The organism is Anaerotignum neopropionicum, assembly GCF_001571775.1.
Lineage (GTDB): Bacteria > Bacillota > Clostridia > Lachnospirales > Anaerotignaceae > Chakrabartyella > Chakrabartyella neopropionicum.
The window spans coordinates 64,243-88,428 of record NZ_LRVM01000002.1 but is presented as its reverse complement, the minus strand read 5'-3'; the positions used below and the strand labels follow the sequence as shown (position 1 = coordinate 88,428).

The window sequence follows — 24,186 nt, the reverse complement described above, 5'->3', positions numbered from 1 at the left end:
CTAAATAGCCTCCTTTAAGCCTTTTTCATAGTTGTATCGGGTTCAATTTTTTTAATTATTTTTTCGGCCTCTTCTATTATTGTTGGCATTTTTTCATCCTCACCATCAATAACGAGTTTTGTGGTCATAAAGTTAACAGTAGCTTCTTTCACTCCATCAAGCTCATTAATAGCCTTTTCCATTTTTGCCGCGCAATTTGCACAATCTAAACCTTCAAGTATAAATTTCTTTTTCATTATTAAATCCTCCTAAATATTATTTGTAATTTTATTTTGAATACTACAAGTCTTTTTCAAATTTTCTTGAAGCATTGCTCATTTGAAATGAAGACTTAAATATCTGCTCAAATATCTTCAAAAAATATTCTATTCTACCGCATTACTACTTCTCATTGATATGAATTAGACCTTGGTCAAATATTTCTCTTACATGATCGTCAACTAATGAATAATATACTACTTTGCCTTCTTTTCTGTTTTTTACTAAATTAGCTTGTTTTAAGACTCTCAGCTGATGGGAAATTGCTGATTGTGTCATGTTAAGTAATACAGCGATATCACAAACACACATTTCAGATTCATGTAAAGCCCATAGTATCCTGATTCGCGTTGAATCTCCAAATACTTTAAATAATTCTGCTAAATCGTAAAGGCTTTCTTCTTGAGGCATTTTATCTCTAACTTGATTTACAATATCCTCATGAATTACATTGCAGTCACATCTTTCAATTGAATTAAATTTCTCAGTCATATTATCACCTCTTTTTAAATCATTTCATCTGAATACTTGAGCAGTTATTCATATGTTGTGTATTTATTATATTATTGTTTTTCTCATATGTCAATAGTTATATGAGCATTTATTCAAGTGTTTTTCAAATATTATTTGAAATATCTCAAAACTATCTACTACGACATTAGTACCATAAAAGGGTGGTTTTAATACAAACATTTTTTTAAAAAATATTATTGTAGGTTCTAAAATAGTTTGAAATAAAATTTCAATCTAATAAAAAACTATAGTGGTAGCTGTTTCAAAACAACTACCACTACTTTAGATTATATAAAATTCTTATCATCCCAGAGGATTATTTCTCCCTCTTTCTGAGCCATCAATTTCTCCACCTTTATGATGTCTTCACTCAATTTACCCTATGTCATCTATAAATCACCCCAAAAACAGGGGTCAAAAAACGGTGTTTTTTACTCTTTTTTCGCTCCAAAATCGTCCTTGAACCACTATATATTGTGGTCAATCTCTACTCTTTGCCATCTGAACCACAATACGTCATCAGAATTATACTCTCAACGTGCCCCGTCATAGGAAACTGATCCACCACCTGCACATCCTTCACTTGAAACCCTCTTTCTATTAATATTGCCACATCCCTAGCAAGCGTGGCAGAATTGCACGAAACATACACCAATTTTTCCGGTGCGATGGTAGCAATCGTATCCAAAAGCACCTGTTCGCATCCCTTTCTTGGGGGATCTACAACAATAACATTCGCTGTAATCCCTTGTTCGTCAAATACTCGTGGAATCACTTCCTCTGCGGCACCAACCTCAAAAGATGCATTCTCTATTCCGTTCCGTTCCGCGTTTTTCCGCGCATCAATTATGGCCTCCGGCACAATCTCCACACCAAAAACCTTCTTCACCTTTTTTGCAAAAAATAAAGAAATTGTACCTATCCCACAATATAAATCTAAAACCGTTTCATCACCCTTCAAGCCCGCCATTTCTACGGCCTTATTGTATAAAACCTCTGTTTGAACAGGATTCACTTGATAAAAGGATAGAGGAGAAATTTCAAAAATAATCCCTCCTAAAGCATCCTCGATTGTGCTCTTGCCCCAAAGCGTTATTACTTTCTTCCCTAAAATTACATTCGTTTGATCCTTATTGATATTTAACACAACAGATACTACACCATTTATTTTTCTTAATCGTTCAACCAGTACTTCACCATACGGAAGCTTCTTCCCATTTATTACAACACAAACCATGATTTGGCCGCTATTTCGCCCCACTCTAGTCAAAATATGGCGTACCAATCCCTTATGCTTTCCCTCATCATAGGAAGAAATTTTATACTCCTCCATAAATTCTCTCACAATAGCAATAATTTCGTCATTCACAGGATTCTGCAAAAAACACACCTGTGTATCTACAATCCTATGGCTACGCTTTGCATAAAAGCCAATTTCCGTCGAACCTTCTCGCCCACTCCCAACGGGAAACTGGGCTTTATTCCGATACCTCCATGGATTTTCCATACCAAAAATGGGCAAATCCTCAATATTTTTCAAGCCACCTATGCGTTCAAGATCATCCTTCACCTTTTTAGCCTTATACGCAAGCTGTCCCTCATAGGAAAAATGCTGCAGCTGACAACCGCCACAAGTTTTTGCCACTGGACAGCACGGTTCCACACGATATGGCGATTTCGATACAATTTCTACCAATTTCCCATAACCATAGCTCTTTTTTACATTGACAATTAAAGCCCTTATGACCTCTCCCGGCAAGGCTCCTTCTACAAAAACCGCAAATCCATCAATTCTTCCGATTCCTTCCCCATTACTACCTAACGCATCAATCGTCATTTCATAAATTTCATTCTTCTCCACCGGAAGCTCCATTTGCTTTTCCTCCAATTATTTCCGTTTCTGAATACTTACAAACTGTACCATTGCATATGCAATATCTACAAGTTGCAAAGCTTGGATTCGCCTTTCCAACGCCGTAAAGCAGCATTTCTCGCATCTCTTTCGTCGTTTTCATAACTTCCTTTCGCAAGCTTCTTGTATTCTTCACCACAAATATATAATCCTGATATGCCAATCTTCCAAACTTTGGCCGCACTTTATAAACATCCTCAAGAATTAAAAAGTATGCCCCCAACTGCAGCAAATCCCCTCTATGGGGCAGTGAACTCTCACCAATGCTGCCGCTTTTTAGCTCCACAGGAACAATACCCTTCCCAAAACGTTTTTTATAAATATAATCCGGCTTGCCTTGCAGTTCATATTCGGCAGAATATAACAGCTTGCCAAAACCTTCATCCTTTTTACCGTTTTGCTTTTGATCGGCATAAATTAAAGAATACCCACCCATTCCATTCGATGAAGGTATCTTTTTCATAGACCAGTTTTGCCGACGAAAAATAAACAGCAATATTAAAACCATTAATAATATCAAAAAAAATAAATCCGCCCAAGAAAAATTCTGAAAATAACTAAACACTGGCACCACTTCTAAACAGGAAATATCCAGCCACAATTGCGAAAATTAACAGCAGAATCCCTATTTTCCATACTAAGCTCCGCAAACGAAGAAGCCTGTAATTGCGACTATGATATTCTAAGCCTTTTGTAAAATTTGCAGTCATGCCATCCTGTAAAGAAAGCGCCTCATTTCTTTCTTGATACAACCGACGCAATTCCTTCCTTCCATAGAGCTTTTCATAATACCACTGGTATGGGCAATATGAATATTTATTAATTTCGTGGGCAGAAATTGTTTTTCTCTCCATAACTTTCCCCTCTTATTTATAATCCGAGCGACGAATATTTCTCTGAAGCATTCGGCTGAAGCCTGCCCAATTTCCCTGGGTATTATCCGCTGCCAGCATCTCTTCGATCATCTTTGTTTTTGCATCCATATTATCGGCACAATGCAAAATAAAGGCCTCTATTGTTTCAGGAACCTTTGGAGAGCCATATTCCAATTCCCCATGGTGTGAAAGAATACAATGCTTTAATAAGGACTCCAGCTGCTTAGGAAACCCGTTAATCTTTGCCGCCGTATCTTTAATTAACTCAGCACCCAAGAAAATATGCCCCAAAAGCTGACCATCGTCTGTATAATCATTTTCCGGAAAATCCGACAACTCCATAATTTTACCAGCATCATGCAGCATGGCAGAAGCAATCAAAATATCCCGATCTACAAACTGATATCGTCCCGACATAAACTCACAAATTTGAGTGACAGACAAAGTATGCTCAACCAAACCGCCAAGAAAGCTATGATGCATACTTTTTGCTGCGGAATGATACTTAAATTCCTTACTGATTAATGGATGGCGCAAAAAAATTTCCTCCAGCAAAGTCTTAATATAAGGGCTTTCAATTGTGTTAATATAGTCCAGCAGTTGCTGAAACATTTGATCCATATTTTTATCCGTAGTGGGAACATACTCCTTAGGGTCATATTCCCCCTCCATACTACGGCGAATACGCTTAACATTAACCTGTAAATCATTATTGAAAACAGTTACAGAACCGTCAATTTTTATAAAATCGTTTTCCGCAAAGCTTTGAATATCCTTATTCATATCCCATACCTTTGCATCAACAATGCCTGTTTTATCCTGTAATTTCAGGGACAAATAGGTTTTTCCATTCCTTGATTTCAAGCTTTGTCTACTTTTACACAAGTAGTGCTCAACCACGCTTTCGCCTTCTCTTAACTCATTGATATATTTCATGCATATCCTCCACTTTTCTATTCCAACTGCAAATTCCAATTGATCTATATTATACACCATATGAAAATTACACGCCACAAGAAACGCACTCAAATTTTAACTTTAGAGGGGAACTTTCCCAAATACGCTACGTCAAAACAAAAAATTGCTTTTGGGGCTTCACTTTTCCCCATATAGAATGTTAGAATATAACAAAGGAGGATTTAAAATGATGAAAAAAATAATTTCTATTCTTTTAACATGTTCTGTAGTCGTTGGGCTGCTTCCTGTTATGGCTTTCGCAGATGATTCCCCAACAGAGATTCATTCAACAGCCATGGATTTTAGAGAGGTTAAAACGGATCAAGAAGGCACCAACTGGGTTTGGGATGCAAAGGCGAAAACCCTTACCCTAAACAATTTTCAAGGTGTAGTAAATGTAGGTGTTCGTGAAAACAGTGCCGCGATTCTCCTTCCTGATGACAGTATGCTTTGCTTAAAGGGAAAGAACAACGCAATCACAACAAATTCATATCACTGTAACGGCATTTATAGCGATGGCGATTTGATTATCGCAGGCGACGGAAAATTGGAAATAAATATCGATAGTATGAGCGCCAGCCCAATCTACGTCAACAGCGGCGTTTTATCCATTGAGGATGAAGTGGAAATCAATACGGACTCTCCCAAACATGCCATTTACATCTATAATTTAAAATCCAATAGCACTGCCATTTCTGTGAAAGATGAGGCTAAACTCACCTTCCCTGATGATTTAGGTGCGGATGCAATTTATGTTGTCACAAAAAAAGGTGTTGATCCTAACAGCATTACTTTTGATTATGAAGAAACTCATGATAAAGCAGAAGAAATCATCACCTTAACAAAGCTTAAATCAAAAACCACTCCGGAAAAAACCGAGGAAACCCCCGCAGAAAAGCCTGACGAACAGCCTGCAGAAAAGCCAGAGGATGAAGCTGCAGAAAACACTTATATTATTTCTATTGGCAGCAAAGAAATTCAGAAAAACGGTGAGGTTGCCTATACCTCTGATGCGGCACCCTATTTGAGCAATAGCTATACCATGTTACCATTGCGGGCTTTGCTGGTTCTTTCTGATCCAAACGTAGAAATCAAATGGGATTCCCCTTTAAAAACCGCAACCATTTCCTACAATGGAAAAACCTTTACGTTAGTTGCAAATCAAAAAACAATGACAAAAGAAACCGAAGCAGTTTCCTTGGCCACAGCAGCAGAAATTAAAGACGGACGGTTATTCGTTTCCTTGCGGGATTGGATGAAAATTATGGACATTTCAGATGATCAGGTTTCATGGGATGCAGAAACAAAAAGTGTACTCTTGAAGAATTAAATTTTATATTTCCCAAGGAAATATATATAAATGAAGCAGGTGCTATCAAGCCACCTGCTTCATTTTTTTAAGCCTTTTATAACTTCATGAATATTTAGGATTTGTTTTTCATCGAGCGTATTCAAGTCTTTCACAAGATCGTTCATTAATGCTGGATTGCTTGTCCCCTCGTCAAAAAAGTCCTTTGGGGTAATGCCAAAATACTCACAGATATAGAAAAACACTTGCATTGAGGGAAATGCTTTCCCATTTTCAATCTTATTTATATAGCTTTCACTTTGTCCTAAGGACAAACTCATATCCCTTGCAGAAATTCCTTTTGCGGTTCGTAACTGAGAAACCCGTTTACTAAAATACTCTTCATACATAATTATCACCACCTATGATGTAATTGTACTCCATAGAATCCGCAATACGCAGAATTGTATTCCCCATTTTTATTGACACAAGGAATTTGATTATATATAATTACAGTAATCTATAATTAAATTATATTCAGAATCCGAGGTGAAAATAATATGTATATGAGAAAAATATATCAAAAAATAGCAAAAGAAAATGGAATTTCCGTTGCGGAGGTAAAAAGAGAAATGCAAGCCGCCATTGATAGCGCTTATAAAAATGTCGAGAAATCAGAAACAGAAAAAAATGCACAGGAGTGCATTACATATCATGGGGACATCCCTACCGTAGAGGAATTTGTCGAATCTATTTCCTGCAATTTCACAAACAAAGCAAGAAAATAAGCAAATATGGCTTAGGAATTTGCGGTAGTTTATCCTCTATCTAAAACCTTCTTTGTGGTATAATACGTACCATAAAGAGGGTTTTTCTCTCTTTAAATTTAAAAAAATATATAACGAAGAGATTCCGCTCTTTCTCCAACGAAAAAACAATTTGAGTATTTTCAACAATGAAAATGAACCAAAATGACAGATAAAGTCTCTTATATATGTGTACACAGAAAGGAGATCATCATCTTGGAAAATAGTGCAACCCTAGTACAAGAACTGCAAAACGGAAACGAAAAAGCTTTTGAAGCCCTTTTTGAGCTTTATAAAGTAAAGGCAGTGAGAACAGCATATCTGCTGACAGGCAGCAGAATTTTGGCAGATGATATTGCACAAGAAGCTTTTGTTCAATGTTTTCTTAAAATTCATACGCTAAAAGATCCATGCCAATTTAAAACCTGGTTTTTTAAGTGTTTGACAAGGATTGCGTGGAAGATGGCAAATAAAGAAAAAGCAGCTACTCCTGTTGAAAATATCTTTGAAATGGCAGATACAAACGAATGTGGAGAAATAGAAAAGGATTTTCTAAAAAAAGAATTTTCAGCAGATATTATGAAAATTATTAACACCTTAGACGAAAAACAAAAAACCACAATCCTATTGTATTACTACAACGAATTTTCCATTTCAGAAATTGCAGCAGTAATGGGTTGCTTTGAAGGCACTGTGAAATCAAGATTGCATACGGCAAGAAAGAACCTAAAAAAAGAATTGGACCAAAAGGAAGCATATCTAAAGGAGGGTTTAAACAATGCGGTCATTTACAAATTTTGATGAGAAAATAAAAAAAGCCTTAACGCAGGAGGTGGATGACATTTCCCCTTCTGATCATATGCTTAGTAACATTCAAAAACAAATCACAGATAGAAAAGAGGATAATAACATGAAAATTAAATCAGTGAAACATTCCAAAGGAATTATGGTTGCTTGCGCAATTTTAGTATTAACAACTGCTACATGTTTTGCAGCTTCAAAAATCGCTTCCATTTCCGGAAGTATTGACAAAAAATTAGATACGTTCCCCACTACAAAGCAAATGGAAACAACCGCAGGATTTACGCCAAAGTATGTAGAAGAATTTTCAAACGGATACAAATTTGAGGTAGTATTCGCAGGCACACTAGACGCAAACGATGCGGATGAAAACAAGGTGTCAGAAATAAAAACCGCCGATTTTACCTACGAAAAAGATGGTGCCGAATTTTATATTGAAGCGATGCAAAAGCCAAAGAATGCATCTATCCCCGATATGGAAGGCGAATTAGTAACTCTGACAAACGGTCAAAATGTTTACTATCATGATTGGATGCACAAATTTAAACCAGCAGATTATGTTATGACAGAACAAGATAAAATTGACCAAGCAAACGGCACTTATGAATTTGCCTTTGGCGAAGACTTAGACTTCATCCAGCATTGTCAAGTAGTTGAATGGGAAGAAAATAATATTCGCTATTCTGTATTTTGCTATGATGATAATCTTACAAAGGCGGATATGGTAAAAATCAGCGAAGAAGTTATAAACAAAAACTAATTCGATACAAAGTCAAGACCTTGAGGGCTTCGGGCAAAGCCCAAGGTTTGTCAACTGTCAAGACCTTGAGGGCTTTGCCCTCAAGCACCCACAAGGGTTTCACCCTTGACCCATCATAAACCCCATGAATATGAGGTTTATATAAAAGTTTTTGGTCTTGCTTTTTTTCAAAAAGCAAAGGGGTTTAGGTCATCAGTGGGATCAAAAAAATCTCTTTCTCTCTCGGATGCATAGAGGGGAAGGCATTGCCAGCATTTTTTTGCAAATACAAGAGAAATACCATCAGCTAGCGCTGATGGTATTTCTCTTGTTAAATTATTCATTTGGGAATTATATCTTCAAAGGCCTCTCAGCCGTTGAATGCTTATTCTTCACCTTGCATTGCATCATAGCCGGTTTCACCAGTTCTGATTTTGATAACATCCTCAACATTGTAGATAAAAATCTTACCATCGCCGATATTACCTGTATAAAGGGCTTTCTTCGCTGCTTCAACAACCTTTTCAACAGGAACCTTTGTTACAACAATTTCAACCTGAATCTTAGGCAAGAGGTTAATTTCAACAGGAACACCACGATAGAACTGGTTGCTGCCTTTTTGTAAGCCGCAGCCAACAACGTGAATTACTGTCATACCCGTTACTTCAATTTCATTCATTGCTCTCTTAAGATCCTCAAACTTGCTCTGGCGTGTAATAATTGTAACCTTTGTAATTTTTGCGCCGGGATTTTCGCTTTCGGTATAATTATACTGAACAGGAACCGCTGCATCCACAGGTACAGAAAGCTTTTCTTCTACCAACTCATTCGTAGCTGCACTGCCAACCAATCCACCATAGGAATTTGTAACAGGCATAAAATCTGCGTAGCTACTTGCAAGACCATGCTCACTTACATCAAGGCCCTCAATTTCTTCAGCAGGAGATACTCTAAGTCCATTTGTTTTCTTAATTAACGAAAACACAATATACATAGTTACAGCAGTCCATGCCGCAATGGATACAACGCCAATAAGCTGCGTAATAAGCTGATGGGCACCGCCGCCATAGAACAAGCCTTTCGTAATGCCATCGCCCTCATAAATATTAAACAACCCAACGGCTAAAGTGCCCCAAATACCATTTACTCCATGTACTGCAACGGCACCAACAGGATCGTCAATATGTAATTTCATATCTAAAAATTCAACAGCCAAAACAACTAAAAATCCAGCAACAATACCAATTATGATTGCGCCTAAAGCATCAACGTTTGCACAAGGCGCTGTAATTGCTACCAAACCTGCCAGGGAGCCATTTAATGTCATAGAAACATCCGGCTTTCCGTTTTTAAGCCAAGTAAAAATCATGGTAGTCACAGTAGCAAAGCCTGCTGCAATTGTTGTAGTGCTAAAAATCTGAGCCAGCTGCCCAACTTCTGTAGCGGCAGCACCGTTAAAGCCGTACCAACCAAACCATAAAATAAATACACCTAATGCCCCTAATGTTAAAGAATGTCCGGGAATTGCCCGTACAACAGTTTTCCCATCTTTATCCTTAACATACTTTCCAATACGGGGTCCTAACAATTTTGCACCAATAAGTGCTGAAACACCGCCCACCATATGAATGGCAGCAGAACCTGCAAAATCAACAAAGCCCATCTGGAATAACCAGCCGCTGCCGTTCCATACCCAACCTGCTTCAATCGGATAGATCAGACAGCTTATAACCGCACTGTAAATTAAGTATGCATTGAACTTTGTTCTTTCTGCCATTGCTCCAGAAACAATTGTGGCTGCAGTAGCACAGAAAACCAAGTTGAAAATAAAGGAGGACCAAGGAAAATTTGCAAAATCATTAAAAAGATTGAGATTAGGAATACCAATAAATCCAAATAATGTATCCTCGGCCATCATGAGATTAAATCCAAGTATCAAAAACACCACAGTACCAATGCAAAAATCCATGAGATTTTTCATAATAATGTTTCCGGCATTTTTTGCTCTGGTAAACCCCGTTTCTACCATCGCAAACCCAGCTTGCATAAAAAATACCAATACTGCGCCCATCAGAAACCAAATGCCAAATAAATCAGACGACGCTTGCTCAAACAATTCTAAAGCATTCATACACACAACCTCCTTAAATGTTTTCATTAAAAAAGGCGCTGAAAGATTATCCCTCAGCCCCTTTGCTTTACTTAAGGCAGTTTAACATCAAAAAAAAATATTGTCAATAGCGATTTTAAATATTTTTGTTTGAATTCTATAAAAATCAACATATATTTTTGTGCATGATGAACTGATTTTTATCGACAATAAAACATTTTTATTTTTTTTGCTTTATAGGAATTAGACAATTCTTATTCGTTTTTTTTGTTTTTTAAGTATTTTTTTGAATAATTATTTTCCTTCAAGGACTTTTATATTTCAATTTATCAAAAAATGTAATTATTTTGTATACACCGTACATCAATTGCACAATTTTAAATATTTATTAAATTATAATTTTTTTAAATTCAAATGAAAAATAATCCATCCTTTTATCCTATTGCAACCATTTATTTTAATAAGTTCCAAACTTTTCAACAGGTACGTTCTCAATGTTTTTAAAGAATGACGGTATTGTGAAAGCCTTAGCCATCAAAATATTTTATATCTTTTTCCTTTTAATCTAAAATCACACTGCTTTTAAAAAGCAAAAAGTGGTGTAATTTATTTTAATATTCTATTGGTAAGTGCAATTTTCAATATGCTTTTCCTTTGCAATTGCTTTATATTTAATTATTGACAACTTTTTCCCAAAATGCTATATTTGAACGGATGGATTGCTATCAAAACGCAAGCCATTTTTATGAATAAAGTACATATGAGGAACATGTGAACAGGGGGAAACGATAGTTTTATCCCCAAAGCCTAATTTGGTATGCCACTGCAGATAATTTCACGGGCTCTTCAGCGGCAGCTTTTGGTTTTGTCTTTTTATGTTCTTTATTCCCAAAGGTAGAGGAGGAGCGTCCTAGACCTTTTACAAAACAATCAAATAGCGAGGGAGCCGGTGTTTCCGGTTGAGAGGGAACTTTTGAGTTTCGACCGCCTTTAAATTTAAGGTTTTCCCATGGGAGCGCTATTTTTCATACGAATTTTCTGCACCCATGAGATAACCTGAGTTTCTCATGGGTTTTTTATTTGCATTTTGAAAGGAGTCAATAAAATGAAAACAAGCAGCAGCACATTAAAACTCGTTTTGCTTTCCATGATGGTAGCAATCGGCGTTGTCATTTCACCCCTTTTGCGCATCGAGGGGATGTGTCCAACAGCACACTTGATTAATATCGTTTGTGCAGTCTTTATGGGTCCTTGGTACGCCCTTTTAAACGCCACACTCATCGGCATCATTCGTATGCTCTTTTTGGGCATTCCTCCCCTGGCTTTGACAGGAGCCGTGTTCGGTGCCACCCTATCCGGTCTTTTGTACCGCGCTTCCAAAGGAAGCCTTTTGCTTGCCGTAATTGGGGAAGTCATTGGTACGGGTATCATCGGCTCCATTGTTTCCTATCCAATTATGAAATTTTTAGTAGGAAAGGGTTCCTTAACATTATTTTTTTACACACCCATGTTTTTAACCGCAACCTTAATGGGCGGCAGTGTGGCATACTTATTTTTAATAACATTAAAGAAAAATGGTATGCTCCAAAAAATTCAGAATTCCCTTGGTACAAAAATCTAAAAGGAGTTTTCATAATGGACTACTACATCGTCGATACTTTCACAGATACTCTCTTTGCGGGAAATCCAACAGGTGTCTGTATTGCAAAAAATAATTTGACAGATGCAGTTATGCAAAAAATCGCCAAGGAAAATAGATATTCTGAAACAGCCTTTGTCCAAAAAATAAATGCCGCTTATTCTCTTCGTTTTTTTACGCCAACAAAAGAGGTTCCTTATTGTATTCATGCCACTTTGGCAGCCTCCTTCGTCATCCATCATTTTTTGCAACAGGCTGCACACTCCATCCATTTTGAAACAAAAGGTGGCGACCTAAGGGTTTTATGTAATGGAAATAAATACAAAATTTTTACTCCTGCCTTTTCTTATGCCCCTTGGCATGGAACAGAAGAAATTGAGGATATTTTAGGTGTCCATCCAAAGGAAAGCTATGTTTCCCGTGATTTATTTTTCCTATTGGATTCGCCAAAAGAAGTACAAAGCATTCAGCCCAATTTTCCCAAAATGGAACAGCTTTCTCAAGGGCTTGGCGTAATTGTTACTGCAAAAGGAACTGATACCGACTTCGTTTCTCGCTGTTTCTTCCCAAAGCTAGGCGTTAACGAAGATATGGCAACAGGTTCTTCCAACTGTATCCTCGCCTCTTTTTGGGCTTCTCGGTTGAAAAAAACCAAGTTATCCGCCCTGCAGCTTTCACAAAGAACAGCACAGCTGCTTTGTGAGGTAGATGAAAATACAGTGAGCATTGAAGGAAGTGCGGTCTTATATTTAAAGGGCGAAATTCAAATTCCTTCGTCTTTATGAAATCATGTAGAGGTGTCAAAAAATGGCACCTCTAATCTTTGCAATATTTTTCCTTCAAGCCCACAAGGATTATCCCTTGGACTCAGCGTGTCAATAAAGTCAAAACCTTGAGGGCTTTGCAGTCAGAACCTTGAGGGCTTTGCAGTCAAAACCTTGAGGGCTTTGCAGTCAAAACCTTGAGGGCTTTGCCCTCAAACACCCACAAGGGTTTCACCCTTGACCCATTACAAACCCCATGAATATGGGGTTAAAACGTAATATATAATTAAGGTTTCATAAAAGCTTTTTGTAGCTTTTGTTATTTCATAGAAGTACTCAATTCATTTACAGGCGGCAAGCAACTGTATTTTTGGCAAATATAATAGGTTGTTTTATTATTCACCAAGGGATACGCTTCGGTAGGCCCATCTAATACTTTAACCACGCTGCCCGTTGAAGTTATAAAAGGAAGGTTCTGCGCATCTTCCTTATTTTCAGGCACAACTGTAATCATTTGCGAAGGCTCAAAATAGTTGGATAGCGCAATCAAATACATTGCAAATCCGGAAGGATACTGCTTTGCCTCTCCGTACAAAAAATCCAACTGGCGTTTGAGGTTTATATCAAATCCTTCCTCTGGAAAAAGCTGAGCAAGCCTTACAAGATTGTATGCCATTACGGAGTTACCACTTGGAATGGCGCCGTCATAGCTTTCCTTTGGACGCATAATAAGCTTTTCGTCATTCTTGCCATAAAGATAAAAGCCCCCATTTTTTTCATCAAAAAAATCAGTGGTTGCCTTACTTAACAATTGTTTTGCCTTGTCCACATAACTATTTTCAAGGGTTGCATCGTAAAGCGCAAGCAACCCAAAGATGTTGTTTGCGTAATCGTCCAAGAATCCCTTTTGTTTGCTTTTCCCATCACGAAAACTTACAAACAGCGTTCCATTTTGGTACAATCGTTCCTCAATAAACTGCTGTGCTTTTTTTGCTGCATTTAGGTATACATTGTTTTTGCTGACACGATATAGCCAGCACAAAGCAGCAATCATCAGGGAATTCCACGAAGTCAGTATTTTATCATCCAAATGAAGCTTCGTTCTTTGCTTGCGGTACTCGTAAACCTTCGGCAGTTCCTGCAAAAATCCATCTGAAATATGGGGATTTTCCAAAAGATTGGGGATATTTTTACCCATAAAATTCCCCTTAGGCGTAATATCATAATATCTATTAAATGCTTCCCCAACTTCTTCTCCCAAAATTCCAATCAATTCTGCGGGCTCAAGCACATAATACTTTCCCTCCTCGCCATCGCTGTCCGCATCCTGGGCACTGTAAAAGCCTCCATCTTCCGATGTCATCTCACGAAGAATATACTTTGCTGTTTTTTCTGCCACCAGAAGATAGAATGAATTTTGTGTAAGCCAATAGGTTTTGCAATACGCAAGTATCAGCAGTGCATTATCATAAAGCATTTTTTCGAAATGGGGAACCAGAAAGCGGCGATCTGTGGAATATCGACTAAATCCATATCCTATATGATCAAATATCCCCCCTTTGTATAGCTGCAAAAGTGTATTTTCCACCATGCTCAAGGAATTTTTATCGCCTCTTTTTTCATATTGCTGCAACAAAAATAGTAGATTATGGGGTGCGGGAAATTTGGGTGCAATGCCAAAGCCTCCATATTCTTCATCGTAGCTTTGTCGATACTGTTCCAAAGCAGAATCAATCAAAGTGTCCTCGGCTTTGTCCTTGGTTACGTTTTCTTTTCCGAAGGTTTCCACAATCTTCTCTGCCGATTGCACCAATTCTTCCCGATCTGTTTCCCATTTTTCGTGAATTGTAGACAGCAGTTTTTTAAAACCAATGATGCCATAGCCGTTTTCCTTGGGAAAATAGGTGCCGGCAAAAAAAGGCTTTTGCTCCCATGTCATAAAAATACTGGTAGGCCATCCCCCGTTTCCCGTAAACGCCTGGCAAACCGACATATATATGCTGTCAATATCCGGGCGCTCCTCTTTATCCACCTTTATGGAAATGTAATTTTGATTGAGAAGTTCCGCAACTTTTTCATCCTCAAAGCTCTCGTGTGCCATAACATGACACCAGTGGCAAGTACTGTATCCAATACTCAAAAAAATCGGTTTATTCTCTACTTTTGCCTTTTCAAAAGCTTCTTCACCCCAAGGAAACCACTCTACCGGATTATGAGCATGCTGTAGAAGGTAGGGAGATTTTTCATGGATTAATCGATTGGCCTTACTTAATTTATGCATTTGGCATCACCTTCCTTTCATAATTTTTAATGTTGGTTTTTTATAATAAAGTTTAATTTTATTAACACCATGCTATTATTTGAAAGAAAGTAACTATATATTCAAAATAAAAAGACATAGAGTTTATAACCCCATGCCATAAAACACCAAAATTCTGTTTAACTATGCATTAGTAACCAAAAAAGCCTTTGTCGGAAATCCGCTTGTTTTCCATGTATTCTCTAAAAACCTTTGCGATTCCTTTAACAGCAAAAAACCTAGGTTTCTATCTTCATCTGCTAATCTTGGTTGGTGCCACTCAAATTTGCACTCTTTTAAAATTGTAATACTACAGTATAAAATTTGCTTATGCAGTGCTGCGTAATGCCTATATGTTGTGCCTACGCAAGTTCTTTTCGAGGGCATATGATTTCTTCTTAGAAATGGTTTTCTTCTTAAATTTTGGGATTCGGCTGACATCCTTACCGGCGCTGTTTAACCAACAGTTAATGGTACCTTTTCCTAGGTAATATTCTTGGGCAAGGCTTTTCTTCGTCCAACCCTCTTCCAGATTGAGGCGGAGTGCTTTTTCTTTGCGCTTAGTCTCATAATGATTACTTGACATTAGCACATCTCCCTGTATTCGTTTTATTATATCAAACTATACCGAGGTGTTACAACTTTATTGTAGCAGGTTAATTGTAATTTGCTTCAATTTTTCCGCTAAATCGTTGAGCGTTGGAACTCTCACGCTTTTCTTTTGAAATAACCGGGTAATTTTCCGGAAATCATCATGAAATTTGCTTACTTCAATTTTTTGTGTAAAAGCCTTTTTCTCTTCTCTATTCACTTTTTAACTTTTCTGTCCATATTTCCAACAAGGTATTTACATCATCGGAAAATTCCCGCTCTGTTTGCGTTTCCTTCTTTTTTATTTCCTCTAGTACTTCAAAGGAAAAAGCAGCTGCCCCAAACTGTTTCCATGCTTCACTCATGCATGGTTCCGGGCAAAAATCAATTGATACGGCAAATTGAAAGCGATTCTTCAAACCTTGCATATCTGATGCTGCACGAATCCAAAGATCACTACTGCCATGACATTTAATGCAGCATACTCCTCCGATAAGTGTTCTGTTTTTATATTGCTCCTTCAATGCTTTTTTTGAAAGCTTATCCATATATTTTTCACCATCCATCTAAAATAATACAATTTTGACTTGCTAAAACTATAGGTGTTGTTATATCATTTGTTGCGTTACTCAAGATTTTTCATATACCTTTAATAACTCTCGAACATCAATGCCCAAAACGTTTGATAGTTCTAAAATTAAACATATATCCGGCTTGCCAGCCCCACACTCCCATTTTGAGATGGCTTTATCGCTAATATCCATTTTATCAGCAAGTTGTTTTTGCGTCATATTATGTGCCAATCGTGCTTTACGGATGATACTGCCCACTTTATCGTTTTGCATAATCTTCCCTCCACGAAATAATTGTAGCGCATAGCTATCGTTTTTTAAATAAACGCTCCGTAGAGTTGGCCTTATTGTTACTTCCTACCACAGCTCAATTTCTAGCGGATGCTTTGCATGTCCATCTGTTTACATGGTTTCTGTTGCTCTAATATATTGTAATGCTATTTGCAAAAACTTTCATTTTCATATTAACATCTCTTTTTTTCTCTGGTAAAATATGAAACAGAAAAAAAATTAAAAATTGGGGGTTATTATGAATATCTTAGTCAGTGCCTGTCTTTTAGGAGAAAATTGCAAATATAACGGCGGAAACAATTTTAATCAAGCTGTTGTTGACTATATTCAAGGACATATCGTCATCAGCAGCTGTCCGGAAATGCTTAGTGGCTTAGGCTGTCCAAGGGAATGCGTAGAGCTGATTGACGGGGTTTTCACAACAAAAAGCGGCAAAAACGTCACTGCCGAATTTCAAAAGGGCGTGGCTCTTGCTATGGAACAAGTTTACGCACAAAAGATAGACTTGGCAATTTTGCAATCCAGAAGCCCAAGCTGCGGTGTAAATCAAATATACAACGGAACATTTCAAGGTGCTTTGATGCAAGGGGAAGGGCTTTTTGCAAAAACACTGAAGGATGCAGGCATCCCCGTAATGGATTGTGAAGATATTCAACCTTAACGCACAAAAAAGGCAGGGTAATCCCTGCCTTTTTCTTTGAACACAAATCATTTACTTCGCTGCAGCTTTTAAGCCTTGGGCAACAGCCTCCAAGATTGCCTGGGCAGAATATGCATTTTCCTCAGAAACCTGAATCGTCAAGGATTGAGTTTTCACTACCTCCTTGCATACCTCCTCCGCTGCCGTTTGTAAGAGAGGATAAAAAACCATTGTACTTTCATCCACCTCAGTAAGAGCAACATCCTCAATTTTCCCCTTCTTAACGGTAACGGAAACCACGGCGTTTTCGTCGCCTAAGGCAACCTGCGTATGGTATACACCATCCCGATATGTACCTGAATCATTATCCCCCAAGCTTAAGAAAAACCAAATCAGCCCAACCAGAATAACGACGCCCAGCACAGCAAATACAACCGTCTTGATGAGCTCCTTTAACTTTACCACCACAAACCTTGTGCCGCTCACCTTGCTCCCTCCTAAGAAAACATTTCTTATCTTTACCATATGTTTGTCATTTCGCCTTTATTCCCGCGTACAAGTTTGCCTTGAAAAAAAGCTTACTCTTAGGTATCATGGAAAGAAAAAGGAGGGTAATAAAATGGCATTGCGCTTTATCATTGGAACTGCCGGTACAGGAAAAACCCATCTTTGTATGGATGAAATTATAAAAAAACAAAGCACTGGCACGGGACGTCAAATCTTTATCGTGCCTGAGCAATTTACCTCCCAAGCAGAGCGTGACTTGATTACCCATAGCCCGCAAAATGCCATTCTCTTGGCAGAAGTGCTTAGCTTTGGCCGCCTTGCCCATGGAATTTTTTCAAAAAACGGAATTGGGCAAAAGGTACCCTTAGGGGACGTTGGAAAATCCATGGCATTGCAGAAGGTTCTGCTGGATGAAAAAGAAAATCTCACCTTTTTCCGCAACGTAATGAACAAAAGCGGCTTTGTGGATCAGCTTAGCCTGACCATTTCCGAATTTTTTCAGTATTACATAGCGCCCAGCCAGCTTATAGAAAAAGCACAAGCGCAGACACTGACCAAGGGTGTTACGCAAAAGCTTACCGATCTGGCAAAAATATATGAAGCTTATATCAGCTTTACAAAAAAGGACTACATTTCCGCCGACGAAACCCTTGCCCTTTTGGCGGCACAGCTTTCCACATCGAAGCTCTTTCAAGACACAGAAATTTGGCTTGACGGCTTTTATGGTTTTACGCCTCAGGAATTTTCCGTCATTGAAAATTTGCTCAAGCTTTCCACAAGGGTTACCGTTACCCTGCCTATGGATGAAAAAAGTTTTACAGCGCCGTTTCTACTTTCATCCGCGCCCTTTTATGCGCCCTACACCGCAAAAAATAAGTTAGTGCATCTTGCGGAAGAAAGCGGGATCTCCGTGGAACCCCCAGTTTTTCTTTCGGAAAATCACAGGGCACAAAATGAGGCTTTAAAGTCCTTAGAAAAATATTACTTTCAAGGATACTATAAAAAATGCAGCTTAACACAGGGTGTACAAATCATATCCTGCCCCACCAAACAAGAGGAAATTATGTTTGCCGCAGGAAAAATAACCAGTCTTGTGCGGGAAAAAGGCGTGCGTTATAAGGAAATTGCCATCGTGACCAATGCAATGGAGGTTTATGAAAAAAGCCTGCGGGGCATTTTACGAGAATACAATATCCCCTGCTTCATTGACAGCCGCAGAGAAATCTCTTCCCATCCCCTCATTACAATGGTAACGGCCCTTATGGATTGCTTGGTTTACGACTTTCGGTATGAAAATGTATTCTCCTATTTGAAATCCGGTCTTACCCCATTTTCCTACGAGGAGCTTGATGCTTTGGAAAACTATGTGCTTGCTTACGGAATCAAAGGTTACAAGTGGCAAAAGGAAGCGTGGGAGTATGGGCGAAAAAAAGAGGGGGAAGAAGCTATACGGGAAATGAACTGTTTACGGCAACGGTTTATGGAGCCTTTTTTGCCCTTCCTGGAAAGAAAAAAGAACGCACAGCATCCTCTTAAAGAGTTTATTTCTATGCTCATACAGCATTTGGAATCCCTTGGTGTTGCCGAAACCCTTGCAATGTGGACGGAGGAAGCCACAAAATACGGCAGTCCCGCAAAGGCAGAGGAACATCGGCAAATCTGGCAGCTTTTGATGCAGGTTTTGGAGAAGGCAACGGAAATTTTAGGCGATGAGCCTATGACTATGGCCGATGCTGCAAAAATACTATCTGCCGGCCTTCAAAAATGTACGATGGGTGTCATCCCCCCTACCACCGATTGCCTTGTGGTGGGAGATATTGAACGCTCCCGTCTGGCGGAAATCAAATTTCTTTTTGTCCTTGGGGTAAACGAAGGGATTCTTCCCTCTCCCACTCAGCCCCAAGGTATTTTTACCGAAGCTGAGCGACAGCTTTTGGCAGAAACAGGCATGGAATTGGCCAGCGGCGGCAAACAAAAAGCCTTTGAGGAGCAATTTCTCATTTATCGTGGGCTTACCCGACCTTCCAAAGGCTTGTTTTTAACCTATGCAAACGGCGAAACGGAAGGAAAGGCACTCTTTCCATCTTCCATCCTAGACCGCCTTTGCCGCATGGATGGCGAATTAAAGGTTCAACCTTATTCCGGTTTTCGGTTGGAGGAAATGGTTCCCCATTCCGCCTTTCAACTATTGGGCGAAAAAATGCGGGAGCATAAAAAAGAATTACCTATGGAGCCTCTTTGGCAGGATATTTATAGCTTTTTTGCCACAGAACCTCAATGGGAAAAACGGCTTGCCTTGCTCCGCAAAGGCTTTGTAACCACAAAAAAACAAGAAAAGCTATCCCCAAAAACCCTTAAAATGCTTTATAGCGAAAAGATTTTCTCCAGTGTATCTCGCTTGGAACGCTTTGCCGCCTGCCCCTTCTCCTATTTCGCCGAATACGGACTTAAGGCAACAGAGCGCAAGCTTTATCAGCTGCATACACCGGATTTGGGGTCCCTGTTCCATGAGGTTTTAGAGCTATTTTCCAATAAAATCAAAACAGAAAACCTTGCGTGGGATACCTTATCCCAGGAAAAAACAGAGGAACTTATTTTTGAAGCTGTTGACCTTGCCGCACCCAAATTGGGCGATCAAATTTTAATGGATACTGCGGCAAATCAGTATCTCATCCGTCGTTTAAAACGTATTTCTGCACGTGCCGCTTGGACACTGGTACGCCATTTAAAAAGTGGAGATTTTGTTCCCGCGGGCTATGAAATCGGCTTTGGTAATCACGAAGCGCTCCCCCCCATCATCATTCAACTGGCGGAGGGCAACCAGCTGGTTCTTTCGGGGAAAATTGACCGTGTGGATTTATTGGATGCCCACGGAAACCGATATGCAAAAATTATTGACTACAAATCCGGCTCTAAAGCCTTTAGCTTTCAAGATATTTATTACGGTCTTCAGCTGCAGCTGCTGGTTTATTTGGATGCCTATTTAAAGCATTACGAAAAAACAACTACCCCTTTGAAGCCGGGAGGCGTTTTCTACTTTAGAATTATGGATCCAAATATTTCTCTCAGTCAAGAAATGAGTGCAGAGGAAATTGAGGAGGCATTGTATGAAAAAATGCAAATGTCCGGTTTAATTTTAGAAAATGACGCAGTCATTCAAGGCCTCGACCGCATTTTTATTGAGGATGTAAAGGGAAAAAGCTCTGCCATTGTTCCCATTGGGTATACAAAAAAAGGAGATCCCTCCTCCTCCGCCTACCTTGCAGATGAAACGCAATATGAAAAACTGCTTTCCTTTGTTGTCAAGCAGGCGGCGGAACTGGGAAATTCCATACAAAAGGGCATTATCACTCCATCTCCTTATCGCAAAGGCGACCAAACCCCCTGCTCCTATTGTCGGTTCAAAGGAATTTGCCGCTACGACTATGCAGACGAACCAAAATGGCGGAATTTGAAGAAAATAGGGAAAAAGGATTTTTGGGGGATGATTGAGGAGTAAAAGAAACAAAAAATATTTAATCAAAGGTATCCCAAAACATTTGAGGGTAGTGCGACGAAAAATCTTTTGACAAACAAGTTTATCTCAAAAATTTAATCATCTCCAAAAAAAGACTGATAAGTGCGATTTTACGCCGCCTTTATCAGTCTTTTTCCTCATTTAGTGCCATTCATTATGTTCCGCGTTAATATTACCCTCAATCCCTTCAAACTGCATGTTATAATATCGGGCGTAAATGCCGTCTATTTGAAGCAGATCCGCATGCTTCCCCCGTTCCGCAACGCCCTCGTCCGTCAAAACCAAGATTTCATCTGCGTTACGAATGGTACTAAGTCTATGGGCAATGACGATTGTCGTTCTGTTTTGGGAAAGCCGTTCCAGGGATTCCTGAATATACTTCTCGCTCTCATTGTCAAGGGCAGAGGTGGCCTCGTCGAGAATTAATATTTTCGGATTTTTCAAAAATACGCGGGCAATGGCAATTCTCTGCTTCTGCCCTCCCGAAAGACGGGTTCCCCGCTCGCCCACATAGGTATCGTATCCCTCGGGCAGGGACAGGATAAATTCGTGGATATTGGCGTTTCTCGCCGCCTCCTTGATTTCCTCGTCGGTAGCGTCTAGCCTGCCATAGGAAATATTATCCTTAATGCTGCCAGAAAATATGTACACATCCTGCTGCACAATGCCAATGGCGGAGCGCAAGGAATTTAAGGTCAAAGAACGGATATCCCTGCCGTCAATTAAGATGCTTCCACCGGTCACCTCATAGAACCGCGGCAGCAAGGAGCAAAAAGTGGTTTTACCCCCACCGGAGGGGCCAACCAGTGCCATGGTTTCCCCGGCCTTGATTTTCACACTTATATGATCCAAAACCTTAACAGAATCCTCATAACTAAATGAAACATCCCTATATTCGATTTCACCATTCACCTGCTCCAAATCCGTCGCATCCAAAGCATCGACAATTTCCGGCTCTGTATCCAAAACCTCCGTGAACCGTCGGAAACCAGCATAGCCCTTTTGAAACTGCTCGGTAAAATTAAGCAACAGCTCGATGGGGTTCATATAAATATTTACATATAAAACATAAAGGGCAAGATCGGTAGCAACAAGCTCACCTTTTGCAATTAAAATTCCACCCACGGTGATGATTATCGTATAGAAAAGACCTTGAAAAAAGGAATTCCCCGCCATATAACCGCCCATAGCCCGATAGCTTTTGTTCTTGGAGTCCAAAAATCTACGATTACTTTCCTCAAACCTCTCGTTTTCATATTCTTCATTGACAAAAGACTTTACCACACGAACCCCTGCAAGACTGTCCTGCACGCGAGAATTGACACTGGAAATCTTTAGGCGATTGTCCATAAAAATTGTCCGCATTTTTTTATTTCGATAAAAGGAAAAAAGAATCATTCCCAATGTAACCCCAATCAAAATCAACGTCAGCTTAAAATTTAACAACAATAAAATGATAAATGCCCCCGAGAGCTTCAGCACTGACATAAATATGTTTTCCGGCCCATGGTGGGCAAGCTCAGAAATATCAAAGAGATCAGATACGATGCGGGACATCATATCGCCCGTATTATTTTTATCGTAGTAAGAAAAACTCAATTTTTGCAAATGTGAAAAGAGATCCCGACGCATATCACTCTCCATTCTAGCACCCATAATATGCCCCCATGAAGTGATAAAATACTGGGCAAAATAACGGACTACATACATTGCAAGCAACGCAATACCTACGTAACCAATGGTTTTTATAATATTTTCTGTCTCTCCCAGAAAAACTCCTCTGTTAAGAATATTAAGGATCAACGGAAAGGAAAGATCAATCAGCGAGACCAACAACGCACAAAACAAATCCATATAGAACAAAAAACGATAGGGTTTGTAATATTTTGTAAATTTTTTAAAAAGCTCCATAATTTTTCGTATTATCTCCTTTGGTGGATTTCTATAAAACACCCTCATTTTTCAAATAAGGACTATTACAACTCCAGTTTTTCTGCATTTTGGTAAATTTCCTCAACTTCGTTTTTGGGAATCAGCTTCGCCAACGCAAAGGCGATCAGAATAATTCCAGGAATATTCAAAATAAACCTTGTCAATGTAAATTTCACTCCAAGCGAAGATGCTTCAAAAAGCAGCGTAGGTATTTTCATGGTAGACCAAGTTCCAATAAAAATGAGCAAATTAGTAAACTTTATACCCTTTTTCATAAAAACTGCCGCCACCGGAAATGCTCCGTACAGCGGCCCTGCCGCCGCTGCCGCAATGATAAAGGACAACAAAATCCCTTTCAAGCCGGAGCCCTCGCCCATATATTTCACCATGGTTTCCCTTGGAATCCATACATCCAAAAGTCCCAGCAGAACAAAAATCGGCGGTACGATTAGCAGCATCTGCTTCAGCTGAAACACAGAAATATTTAATGTCTGTTTGCCAACCTCCACGTTAATCAGACTCACAAACCCAACCACAACAGCAGTTATCAAAAATAAGCGATACCTTTTTGCAAATTTTTTTAATAAGTTCAACATTATCCCACCACCAGTTTAATTATAAATCCAACGAAAAACGAAAAAATAAAAGCACACACATTTCTTAAAATCGTCATTTTCTTTCCAAAATATTTTATTTCAACGGGCATTGTTGCAATACCCACCATCATTAAAGCAGAAACAAATGTCCCAATTTGCATATAGCCCGCTCCATTTTGGAGCAGCATTGCCGCCGTTGGAAAGGCAACATAGGGTGGAATCAATGTAATCGCCCCAACAACCGCCGCAATAGCAACGCCCACCAAGCCCGAATCCCCACCAATAATCTTTGAAATGACATCCGCATTCATCACAGAAAGCATAAGCCCCACAATCAGCAGGACAGAAAAAAGCTGCGGCAAAAGGTTTTCAAAGGATTTCCATGCCTTTTTCAAAGCTATCCTGGTTTTCCCTTTGTCCTTTCTAAAAGAAATCGTCAAAAATACCATTGCGATTCCGTAAAAAATATAGGTGTCCAATCCATTCCCTCCAAACGTTAATTCTTTCCCTTTTGACGATAATTACTTATAACCAAGATTGAAGCAGCAAGGGTTTTCCCAGCTTCTCCCGCTATTTCCC

Annotated in this window: 24 protein-coding genes; 8 read left to right on the top strand and 16 right to left on the bottom strand. The window is 39.1% G+C overall.

Annotation, left to right across the window (positions count from 1 at the left end):
- Positions 1-14 precede the first annotated feature (14 nt).
- The 6 genes from CLNEO_RS04065 to CLNEO_RS04040 all read right to left on the bottom strand — a co-directional run bounded on the left by CLNEO_RS04065 (position 15) and on the right by CLNEO_RS04040 (position 4,494).
- On the bottom strand, positions 15-236 hold the full coding sequence (locus CLNEO_RS04065; protein WP_026478195.1) for a cation transporter: 222 nt from the start codon (positions 234-236) through the stop codon (positions 15-17).
- A 145-nt stretch (positions 237-381) separates the two neighbouring features.
- The gene (locus CLNEO_RS04060) at positions 382-750 is read right to left on the bottom strand and encodes an ArsR/SmtB family transcription factor (RefSeq protein ID WP_058491311.1); all 369 of its coding nucleotides are present in this window, start codon (positions 748-750) and stop codon (positions 382-384) included.
- A gap of 508 nt (positions 751-1,258) precedes the next feature.
- A complete protein-coding gene (rlmD, locus tag CLNEO_RS04055; protein WP_066084860.1) occupies positions 1,259-2,644 on the bottom strand; it encodes a 23S rRNA (uracil(1939)-C(5))-methyltransferase RlmD in 1,386 nt (461 codons plus the stop codon).
- On the bottom strand, positions 2,619-3,203 hold the full coding sequence (locus CLNEO_RS04050; protein WP_162266454.1) for a PD-(D/E)XK nuclease family protein: 585 nt from the start codon (positions 3,201-3,203) through the stop codon (positions 2,619-2,621). Before CLNEO_RS04050 ends, rlmD begins: the two co-directional genes overlap by 26 nt.
- Positions 3,204-3,240: 37 nt before the next feature.
- A complete protein-coding gene (locus CLNEO_RS04045) occupies positions 3,241-3,537 on the bottom strand; it encodes a hypothetical protein (protein ID WP_066084857.1) in 297 nt (98 codons plus the stop codon).
- 12 nt (positions 3,538-3,549) lie between these two features.
- Positions 3,550-4,494, bottom strand: a complete 945-nt coding sequence (locus CLNEO_RS04040; protein ID WP_066084855.1) for a 3'-5' exoribonuclease YhaM family protein — start codon at positions 4,492-4,494, stop codon at positions 3,550-3,552.
- 208 nt (positions 4,495-4,702) lie between these two features.
- Between CLNEO_RS04040 and CLNEO_RS04035 the strand changes: the two genes are divergently transcribed.
- Complete coding sequence (locus tag CLNEO_RS04035; protein ID WP_066084852.1) at positions 4,703-5,845, top strand: copper amine oxidase N-terminal domain-containing protein; 1,143 nt, start codon at positions 4,703-4,705, stop codon at positions 5,843-5,845.
- 59 nt (positions 5,846-5,904) lie between these two features.
- On the opposite strand, the gene CLNEO_RS04030 is transcribed toward CLNEO_RS04035, so the two are convergent.
- Positions 5,905-6,213, bottom strand: a complete 309-nt coding sequence (locus CLNEO_RS04030) for a helix-turn-helix domain-containing protein (RefSeq protein WP_066084848.1) — start codon at positions 6,211-6,213, stop codon at positions 5,905-5,907.
- A 150-nt stretch (positions 6,214-6,363) separates the two neighbouring features.
- Between CLNEO_RS04030 and CLNEO_RS04025 the strand changes: the two genes are divergently transcribed.
- From CLNEO_RS04025 to CLNEO_RS04015, 3 genes are all read left to right on the top strand, one after another.
- The gene (locus CLNEO_RS04025; protein ID WP_066084846.1) at positions 6,364-6,591 is read left to right on the top strand and encodes a sporulation initiation factor Spo0A C-terminal domain-containing protein; all 228 of its coding nucleotides are present in this window, start codon (positions 6,364-6,366) and stop codon (positions 6,589-6,591) included.
- Positions 6,592-6,825: 234 nt separating this feature from the next.
- The gene (locus CLNEO_RS04020; protein ID WP_242864151.1) at positions 6,826-7,410 is read left to right on the top strand and encodes an RNA polymerase sigma factor; all 585 of its coding nucleotides are present in this window, start codon (positions 6,826-6,828) and stop codon (positions 7,408-7,410) included.
- Entirely contained in the window at positions 7,388-8,170 is a 783-nt protein-coding gene (locus CLNEO_RS04015) for a hypothetical protein (protein ID WP_066084843.1), read from the top strand. Before CLNEO_RS04020 ends, CLNEO_RS04015 begins: the two co-directional genes overlap by 23 nt.
- 364 nt (positions 8,171-8,534) lie before the next feature.
- On the opposite strand, the gene CLNEO_RS04005 is transcribed toward CLNEO_RS04015, so the two are convergent.
- Positions 8,535-10,280, bottom strand: coding sequence for an ammonium transporter (locus CLNEO_RS04005; RefSeq protein ID WP_066084836.1), 1,746 nt, complete (start codon positions 10,278-10,280; stop codon positions 8,535-8,537).
- 1,084 nt (positions 10,281-11,364) lie between these two features.
- On the opposite strand from CLNEO_RS04005, the gene thiW reads away from it, so the two are divergent.
- Positions 11,365-11,880 carry an energy coupling factor transporter S component ThiW gene (thiW, locus tag CLNEO_RS04000; RefSeq protein WP_066084833.1) on the top strand — a complete coding sequence of 172 codons (516 nt, stop codon included), beginning with the start codon at positions 11,365-11,367 and terminating at the stop codon, positions 11,878-11,880.
- 14 nt (positions 11,881-11,894) lie between these two features.
- On the top strand, positions 11,895-12,683 hold the full coding sequence (locus tag CLNEO_RS03995) for a PhzF family phenazine biosynthesis protein (protein ID WP_066084831.1): 789 nt from the start codon (positions 11,895-11,897) through the stop codon (positions 12,681-12,683).
- A 298-nt stretch (positions 12,684-12,981) separates the two neighbouring features.
- Here CLNEO_RS03995 and CLNEO_RS03990 read toward each other — a convergent pair whose 3' ends face one another.
- From CLNEO_RS03990 to CLNEO_RS03975, 4 genes are all read right to left on the bottom strand, one after another.
- A complete protein-coding gene (locus tag CLNEO_RS03990; RefSeq protein WP_066084829.1) occupies positions 12,982-14,943 on the bottom strand; it encodes a thioredoxin domain-containing protein in 1,962 nt (653 codons plus the stop codon).
- Positions 14,944-15,310: 367 nt separating this feature from the next.
- Positions 15,311-15,547, bottom strand: coding sequence for a hypothetical protein (locus CLNEO_RS03985; RefSeq protein WP_066084824.1), 237 nt, complete (start codon positions 15,545-15,547; stop codon positions 15,311-15,313).
- A 217-nt stretch (positions 15,548-15,764) separates the two neighbouring features.
- On the bottom strand, positions 15,765-16,100 hold the full coding sequence (locus tag CLNEO_RS03980; protein WP_066084819.1) for a GIY-YIG nuclease family protein: 336 nt from the start codon (positions 16,098-16,100) through the stop codon (positions 15,765-15,767).
- A gap of 81 nt (positions 16,101-16,181) precedes the next feature.
- Positions 16,182-16,397 (bottom strand): helix-turn-helix domain-containing protein, encoded by a 216-nt coding sequence (locus CLNEO_RS03975; RefSeq protein ID WP_066084816.1) that lies wholly within the window; start codon positions 16,395-16,397, stop codon positions 16,182-16,184.
- 256 nt (positions 16,398-16,653) lie between these two features.
- Between CLNEO_RS03975 and CLNEO_RS03970 the strand changes: the two genes are divergently transcribed.
- Positions 16,654-17,076, top strand: a complete 423-nt coding sequence (locus CLNEO_RS03970; protein ID WP_066084813.1) for a DUF523 domain-containing protein — start codon at positions 16,654-16,656, stop codon at positions 17,074-17,076.
- Positions 17,077-17,127: 51 nt separating this feature from the next.
- Here the strand turns inward: CLNEO_RS03970 and CLNEO_RS03965 are convergent, their stop codons facing one another.
- Positions 17,128-17,541, bottom strand: a complete 414-nt coding sequence (locus CLNEO_RS03965; protein WP_066084809.1) for an FMN-binding protein — start codon at positions 17,539-17,541, stop codon at positions 17,128-17,130.
- Between the two features lie 133 nt (positions 17,542-17,674).
- On the opposite strand from CLNEO_RS03965, the gene addB reads away from it, so the two are divergent.
- The gene (gene addB / locus CLNEO_RS03960; protein ID WP_066084808.1) at positions 17,675-21,061 is read left to right on the top strand and encodes a helicase-exonuclease AddAB subunit AddB; all 3,387 of its coding nucleotides are present in this window, start codon (positions 17,675-17,677) and stop codon (positions 21,059-21,061) included.
- Between the two features lie 159 nt (positions 21,062-21,220).
- On the opposite strand, the gene CLNEO_RS03955 is transcribed toward addB, so the two are convergent.
- The 3 genes from CLNEO_RS03955 to CLNEO_RS03945 all read right to left on the bottom strand — a co-directional run bounded on the left by CLNEO_RS03955 (position 21,221) and on the right by CLNEO_RS03945 (position 24,086).
- On the bottom strand, positions 21,221-22,990 hold the full coding sequence (locus tag CLNEO_RS03955) for an ABC transporter ATP-binding protein (protein WP_066084805.1): 1,770 nt from the start codon (positions 22,988-22,990) through the stop codon (positions 21,221-21,223).
- A gap of 65 nt (positions 22,991-23,055) precedes the next feature.
- A complete protein-coding gene (locus tag CLNEO_RS03950) occupies positions 23,056-23,607 on the bottom strand; it encodes a permease (protein WP_066084803.1) in 552 nt (183 codons plus the stop codon).
- Entirely contained in the window at positions 23,607-24,086 is a 480-nt protein-coding gene (locus CLNEO_RS03945; protein ID WP_201032857.1) for a permease, read from the bottom strand. The genes CLNEO_RS03950 and CLNEO_RS03945 overlap by 1 nt, the downstream gene beginning before the upstream one ends.
- Between the last annotated feature and the right edge of the window lie 100 nt (positions 24,087-24,186).